At 66.4% G+C, this 6682-nt stretch carries 6 protein-coding genes; 2 read left to right on the top strand and 4 right to left on the bottom strand.

Going from position 1 to position 6682, the window contains the following annotated elements:
• On the bottom strand, positions 1-1001 hold a 1001-nt coding region (locus tag CI41S_RS37060; protein WP_172628344.1), incomplete at its 3' end, for an ISNCY family transposase.
• Positions 1002-1186: 185 nt separating this feature from the next.
• On the opposite strand from CI41S_RS37060, the gene CI41S_RS37055 reads away from it, so the two are divergent.
• Entirely contained in the window at positions 1187-1693 is a 507-nt protein-coding gene (locus tag CI41S_RS37055) for a tyrosine phosphatase family protein (protein ID WP_139485684.1), read from the top strand.
• A gap of 124 nt (positions 1694-1817) precedes the next feature.
• Positions 1818-4502, top strand: a complete 2685-nt coding sequence (locus CI41S_RS37050) for a DUF2339 domain-containing protein (RefSeq protein ID WP_139863980.1) — start codon at positions 1818-1820, stop codon at positions 4500-4502.
• A gap of 27 nt (positions 4503-4529) precedes the next feature.
• Here CI41S_RS37050 and CI41S_RS37045 read toward each other — a convergent pair whose 3' ends face one another.
• The 3 genes from CI41S_RS37045 to acuI form a co-directional block, all read right to left on the bottom strand.
• On the bottom strand, positions 4530-4763 hold the full coding sequence (locus CI41S_RS37045) for a DUF6894 family protein (protein WP_139485682.1): 234 nt from the start codon (positions 4761-4763) through the stop codon (positions 4530-4532).
• A gap of 149 nt (positions 4764-4912) precedes the next feature.
• Complete coding sequence (locus CI41S_RS37040; RefSeq protein WP_139863979.1) at positions 4913-5488, bottom strand: hypothetical protein; 576 nt, start codon at positions 5486-5488, stop codon at positions 4913-4915.
• Positions 5489-5676: 188 nt separating this feature from the next.
• Positions 5677-6663, bottom strand: a complete 987-nt coding sequence (acuI, locus tag CI41S_RS37035; RefSeq protein WP_139863978.1) for an acrylyl-CoA reductase (NADPH) — start codon at positions 6661-6663, stop codon at positions 5677-5679.
• Positions 6664-6682 lie beyond the last annotated feature (19 nt).

Raw genomic sequence — 6682 nt, 5'->3', positions numbered from 1 at the left:
CTCGCCGGGATCTGCAACTTCAAACGGTTGAACGACACGCAATTGTCGTTGCCGACCTGCCTCTCCTCCTGCACGCAAAGAATCTCGCCGAGATCGATACCCGCAATCGCGACGAAAGCGCTGCCGTCCTGCTCGGGCTTGATGGCAAAACGGGCGTTGTGGGCCGGCAGATAGACCTCGCGAATAAATAGATTGGCGGCCTCCACCGTGGCGATCCCGGCCAATGCCAGCTCCTTGGTCAGCCGGTCTTGCAGCGTCTGAAAGACACGCTCGGAACGGCCCCGCGCTTGCGGCGAATAGGCCGCGATATGTTCGATACCCAGATGCGCCAGCGCCCGGCCGACCTGGGTCGGCGCCGCGCGATCGACCGCGCCGCCGGCCGTCGCCGTCTGAAAGTAATGCGAGCCCCGATCGGTGTAGAGGCTCAATGGCAGGCCATGCCGGCCAAACACTTCCTCCAGCGCGCGGAAGGTCGAGGCGGTACCTTCTTCCTCCACCAGGAACGCCGAATAGATTGCGCTCGTCGCGTCATCCAGGGTCACGATCAGATCGAGCATCGGCTGCCCTGCGAGCCATTGATGCCGCGATCCGTCCTGATGCAGCAGCATCCCTGGTAACGGCCGGCGCGGACGCTTGCGCCGGTGTGCGCCGCGGCGGCGGGCCTTCTTCACAAGCCCCTTCGACTGCAGGAAGGTCTTGGTCCAGGTGTAGCTCCAGCTGAAGCGATGATCCTTCACCAGGTGCTCGTGAAAATGCTTCGCCGTGAAGCCGGCGTAGCGCGTGCGATAAAGCGCTTCCACCTCGTCCGCGCGGTCAATCGGAACCCGTCGGCCGGAAACCTTGCCGAGCCGACGGTCCAGCAATCCCGCCTCGCCGTCCTCTTCGTAGCGCTGACACCAGCGCCGAAACGTCCGTTCACCGACACCCAACAGCTCCGCTGCTTCCAACTGGTTGAACTCCAAAGCCTCGTACCGGCCTAAAATGTCCAGAAACTTGATCATGCGCACACCCTGAAGGGCTTCCGTCCGGCGCATCACATGCCCCTCCAAAGGGCACGAAAATTACCGGACAGATCGTGTGCTACATAAACCGGACATATCGTGTGCTACCGACAGGTGCGCACCCGCGTCGCTTTGCCCGCCCTGCAGCAGCAGCTATAATTGCGCCAACGAACCCAAGGACCACCATGCTCCACGTCTGTTCGCTTGCCGCACTGTCGGACACGGTCCGTATCACCGGTGCCAGCCATGTGCTGACCGTGATGGCCAATGTCGACCAGGTACCGCGGCCGCCCTCCGTGCTTCCCGCCAATCACCTGAAGGTGTCGATGGACGACATCACCGAGGTGATGGACGGCTTCGTTGCGCCCAACGAGGCGCATATCGAGCGGGTGCTGAGCTTCGTGCGCGGCTGGGATCGCCGCGCGCCGATGGTGGTGCACTGCTATGCCGGCATCAGCCGCTCGACCGCGAGCGCCTTCGCCGCCGCCTGTGCGCTCAACCCGCATCGCGATGAGATGGCGATCGCCCGGCTGATCCGCGAAGCCTCGCCGATCGCGCAGCCCAACCGCCTGATCGTCAGCCTCGCCGACAAGGCGCTGGGCCGCGAGGGGAGGATGCTGCGCGCGCTCGAGGCGATGGGTCCGGGCAGCATGACGGTCGAAGGCCGCCCGTTCCGGATCGATCTGGAATAGCACGAACGTGCCACACCCGACGGCTTGAACTTTCAGTCTCCACGGCTGCACATAATAGGTTGCGACGGGCCGCTGGCTGGCCAAGGGTCTGGCCATGGCTCCGGCGCGCTTTGCCGGAGGCCCGATGTTCGATTCGCCGTTCGATTTCCTCACGCTGGTCATCGCCATTATCGCGATCGCTCTCGCCCAGAAGGCAATGAGCCAGGTCTCGGCGCTGCGACGACGTCTCGATGCGATCGAGGGCGCCGGCGCCGCACGGACCGCCATGCCGCCTCCGCTGGTGCCGATGCCGGGCTTCGAGCAGGCGCCCCCAATGGCGCCTTCCGCCAGCCAGCCGCCACCGCTGCCGGAGCCGCCTCCGATCCTGCCTGAGGCGGAGGAGCAACCGGCCGCAAGCGCGCCGAGCGCCGCACCGCCGCCCTTGCCGCAGCCGGCACCGGGCTTTGAGGAGACCCTCGGCACCCGCTGGGTGGTGTGGATCGGCGGCCTGACGCTTGCGCTCGGCGGCTTCTTCATGGTGCGCTACTCGATCGAGGCCGGCCTGCTCGGCCCCGGCGTGCGCACCATGCTCGGCGGCCTGTTCGCGCTGGCGCTGCTGGCGGCCGGCGAATGGACGCGGCGGAAGGAGAACATCTCGAGCATCGCGCCGGTGCCGATCGCCAACATTCCGGCGATCCTCACCGCCGCCGGCACCGCGGTGGCCTTCGCCACGGTCTACGCGGCCTACGCGCTCTACGACTTCCTGGCGCCGGCCACCGCCTTCATCCTGCTCGGCATGGTCGCGCTCGGCACGCTGGCGGCCGCGCTGCTGCACGGCCCGGCGCTGGCCGGGCTTGGCATTGCCGGCGCCTTCGCCACGCCGATCCTGGTCTCCTCCGACAAGCCGGATTACTGGTCGCTCTACATCTATCTCGCGATCGTCACCGCGGCAGCGTTCGGCCTCGCGCGCATCAGGCTGTGGCGCTGGCTTGCGGTCACCACCATCGCCTTCGCGCTGCTGTGGACCTTCCCGTGCCTGGCATGCGGACCTGATCTGATCGCCCCTCACGCCTTCCACGTCATCGCGGGCTTCGTGCTTGCCGCGCTGCTCGTGGTCTGCGGCTTCATGTTCGGCCCCGAAGGCAGTGGCGAGGAGATCGAGCCGATCTCGTCGGCCTCGCTTGCGGCCTATCTGTTCGGCGCGATGCTGATCGTGCTGAACAGCTTTCACGCCGACATCGCGATGATCAGCTTCGCGCTGCTGGTGGCCGGCGCCTTGTTCGTCGCCTGGCGGGCGCCCGCAGCGGTCGGCGCAGTCGGCGCCGCGGCGGCGTTCGTCTTCATCGTGTTCGGCGAATGGGCGGTGCGCAGCAACGCCGAGATGCTGGTGCTGCCGGGCGGCGCAATCCCCGGCATTGGACCGGCGGCGACCGATGGCTCGGTGTCGCTGCATCTCGTGACCGCGGCGATTTTTGCCGCCGCGTTCGGCATCGCCGGCTTCCTCGCCCAGCTGCGCTTTGCGACGACGCAGGTCACGGTGACCTGGGCCGCAGCCGCGGTGTTCACGCCGGTTGCGCTGCTGGTCACGCTCTATGCGCGCATCGCGCATCTCGATCGATCGATCCCGTTTGCGATCCTTGCCGTGCTGCTCGCCGCCGCCTACGCGGCCGCGACCGAGGCGCTGACCCGGCGTGGCGAGCGTCCGGAGCTGTCGCCCTCGATCGCGCTGGCGGCGACCGGCGCGCTTGCTTCGCTGGCGCTGGCGCTCACCTTCGCGCTGGAAAAGGGCTGGCTCACCATCGCGCTGGCGCTGGTGTCGTTGGGCACCGCGTGGCTCTCGGTGCAGCGGCCGATCCCGTTCCTGCGCTGGCTCGCCGCGATCCTCGCCGGCATCGTGGTGCTGCGCATCGGCAACGAGCCGCGGATCGCCGGTGACGCCGTCGGCACCACGCCGATCTTCAACTGGCTGCTGTGGGGCTATGGCATCCCGGCGCTGTCGTTCTGGGCGGGAAGCCATTTGCTCCGCCGCAACGGCGACGATCCGCCGCTGCGAATCGTAGAAGCCGCCGCCATCCTGTTCACGGTGCTGCTCGCCTTCATGGAGATCCGCCACCTCGTCAATGCCGGCGACGTCTATTACGCAAGCGCGGGCTTGACCGAGGTCGCACTGCAGGTCTGCGTGACGCTCGCGATGGCCATCGGGCTGGAGCGGTTGCGACTGCGCACCGGCAGCATCGTGCACAATGTCGGCGCGGTGCTGCTCGCCGGCTTTGCCGGGCTTGCCAGCGTGTGGGGGCTGCTGGTGCTGGAAAACCCGATGCTGTGGACCCAGGACGTCGGCGGCAGCTTCATCAATCTGCTGCTGCTCGGCTATGCCTTGCCGGCGGTGCTGGCACTGCTGCTGTCCTATGCGGTTGCGGGCCACCGCCCGCCGAGTTACGGCAACTCGATCGCGGCGGGCGCGCTGATCCTGGCGCTCGCTTACGTCACCTTCGAAGTCCGCAGGCTCCATCACGGACCGGTGCTGAGCCGGGGCGCGACGACGGACGCGGAGCAGTACAGCTATTCGATCGCCTGGCTGATGTTCGGCGTCGCGCTCCTCGGTATCGGGATACTGGTCAATTCACAGCGGGCGCGGCTCGCGTCCGCGGTGGTGATCGGCCTGACCGTCCTGAAGGCATTCTTCATCGACATGTCGACGCTGACCGGGGTCTATCGCGCCCTGTCGTTCATGGGCCTCGGCATCGTGCTGGTGGCGATCGGCTGGCTGTACCAGCGCATCCTGTTTCGCAGGCAAGCTCCGCCGCCCGTCCCGCAGGCGGAGGGATAGTGGGCGGCTAAGTTCGAACGGCCAACCTCAATCGACGGATTCCGCGACCAGGCGAATCCGGAACACGGGCTTCTTGCCCTCGTCGAGCAATTCCATGTGCCATTCGCTGTTCTGCTTGAGATTGCGCGAGATGCTGCCGAGGAAATTACCGCAGACTTTCGTCATCTCGGCCCAAGCCACATCACGGCTCTCGAACTCAGTCGGATGGTCGGACGCGCCCGCGTAATCGCCATCGCTGATCCGGAAAAAATACTGCGCCATAACTGTGCTCAAATGCGTGGTCCCCCACGTTCGATCGTTCGGGTGAACGTAGGGTATTGAGTATCCACCAACGCAAACGCCGCCATCCGTATGACTACGGCTTGGCGGCGGATAATCGTATGACTGGGAAGGTTTCTAGGCCGGCGGCGTCAGTCGGTCGAGCGGCGCAATTCCGGAGCGCTTTCGACCTTGGCCGGCTCGGCCCTGACCGGCTGGATCTTCGAGCTCTGGACCTGCGGCGTCTCGACCCGGGACACCTCGGCCTGCGAGGCGTCGGCCGAACGGGTGCGCACATGCGAGCGCGGCCGCGCCACCGAGCGGGCCATCAGCATCTGCTGCGCGCCCTGGTGGCGGAAGTCGCAATAGGCGAAACCCATGCCGGAGACCGAGCCGCGGAACGAGCGATCGTCCTGCTTGTCGAGATTGAAGCACGGCTCGAACGGAATGCCCTTCAGCGAGGCGCAGACGCTCTGGCCGCGGATCTGCAGCGTGTTGCCGGGCAGCCGGACATGGCGGATCGGACCGGCGCCGGAGAACTGGATGGAGCCCGCCGCGCCCATGTCGTCGAGGATACGGCCGGCGCCGCGCGTGCCGTCGAAACAGGTGAATGCGAATACCTTGCCGGCGACGAATCTGCGGGCCTCGTCGGCATTCATCATGCCTGCGAATGCCGGCACGACCATCGCTCCGGCCGTGACGGCCCCCAACACCAAACGCGCAAGCATGCAACTACTCCACCCTACGAGCGCGGGCTCCCGCTCCTTGTTGAGCATGATCCCCGCACCGGACGCCTTCGACGTCTGCGCGAGGGAAATCCGGCCCCCCGGGTCATGCTGCAAGTCTCTTTACCCGCTGCTTACCATACCAACAGTGGCAACATTGGAGCAGCTTGGTTGGTAAAGTCTGAACGTCCTCAGACTATTTTTACCACGATGCGTCCGCGGACCTCGCCGCCGAGGATTTTCGGCCCGTAGCCGATCACCTCGTCCATGGCGATTTCGTGAGTGATATCAGCGAGTTTTGCCTTGTCCAGATCGCTGGCCAGGCGGCGCCAAGCGGTCCTGCGCAATTCGATCGGACACATCACCGAGTCGATGCCGAGAAGGCACACCCCCCGCAAAATGAAGGGCGCGACCGACGACGGCAGATCCATACCGGCCGCAAGACCGCAGGCCGCGACGGCGCCGCCATACCGCGTCATCGACAGCACATTGGCGAGCGTGGTCGACCCGACGCTGTCGACGCCGCCGGCCCAACGCTCCTTCGCCAGCGCCTTCACCGGGCCCGAAAGCTCGGCGCGGTCGATCACTTCCGAGGCGCCGAGGCCCTTCAGATAATCCGCCTCGGACGTGCGTCCGGTCGAGGCGATGACGTGATAGCCGAGCTTCGACAGCACCGCGGTCGCGACCGAGCCGACGCCGCCGGCCGCGCCGGTCACCACGACCGGGCCGCTGTTCGGCGTCAGGCCGTGCTTCTCGAGCGCCAGCACCGAGAGCATGGCGGTGTAGCCGGCGGTGCCGATCGCCATCGCATCGCGCGCGGAAATGCCGTCGGGCAGCCGCACCAGCCAGTCGCCCTTGACGCGGGCCTTCTCGGCGTAGGCGCCGAGATGGGTCTCGCCCATGCCCCAGCCGTTGCAGACGACCTTGTCGCCCGCCTTCCAGTCGGGATGGCTGGATTGTTCGACGGTGCCGGCGAAATCGATGCCGGCGATCATCGGGAACCGGCGCACCACCGGCGCCTTGCCGGTCAGCGCGAGGCCGTCCTTGTAGTTCAGCGTCGACCACTCGACCCGCACCGTGACGTCGCCGTCCATCAATTCGGCATCGTCGAATTGCGTGAGTGCGGCGGTGGTGCCTTTGTCCGCCTTGTCGATCCTGATCGCCTTGAACGTTGCCACGATGTGCACTCCCCGAAAG

It is taken from the genome of Bradyrhizobium ivorense (genome assembly GCF_900696085.1).
In the GTDB taxonomy this organism is placed as follows: domain Bacteria; phylum Pseudomonadota; class Alphaproteobacteria; order Rhizobiales; family Xanthobacteraceae; genus Bradyrhizobium; species Bradyrhizobium ivorense.
This window is presented reverse-complemented; position numbering and strand designations above follow the sequence as displayed.

What these genes read in the sequence shown, in the direction of transcription:
- CI41S_RS37040 (WP_139863979.1), bottom strand. Translation starts at nt 5,488, where the DNA reads ATGCTTGCGCGTTTGGTGTTGGGGGCCGTCACGGCCGGAGCGATGGTC.
- CI41S_RS37045 (WP_139485682.1), bottom strand. Translation starts at nt 4,763, where the DNA reads ATGGCGCAGTATTTTTTCCGGATCAGCGATGGCGATTACGCGGGCGCG.
- CI41S_RS37050 (WP_139863980.1), top strand. Translation starts at nt 1,818, where the DNA reads ATGTTCGATTCGCCGTTCGATTTCCTCACGCTGGTCATCGCCATTATC.
- CI41S_RS37055 (WP_139485684.1), top strand. Translation starts at nt 1,187, where the DNA reads ATGCTCCACGTCTGTTCGCTTGCCGCACTGTCGGACACGGTCCGTATC.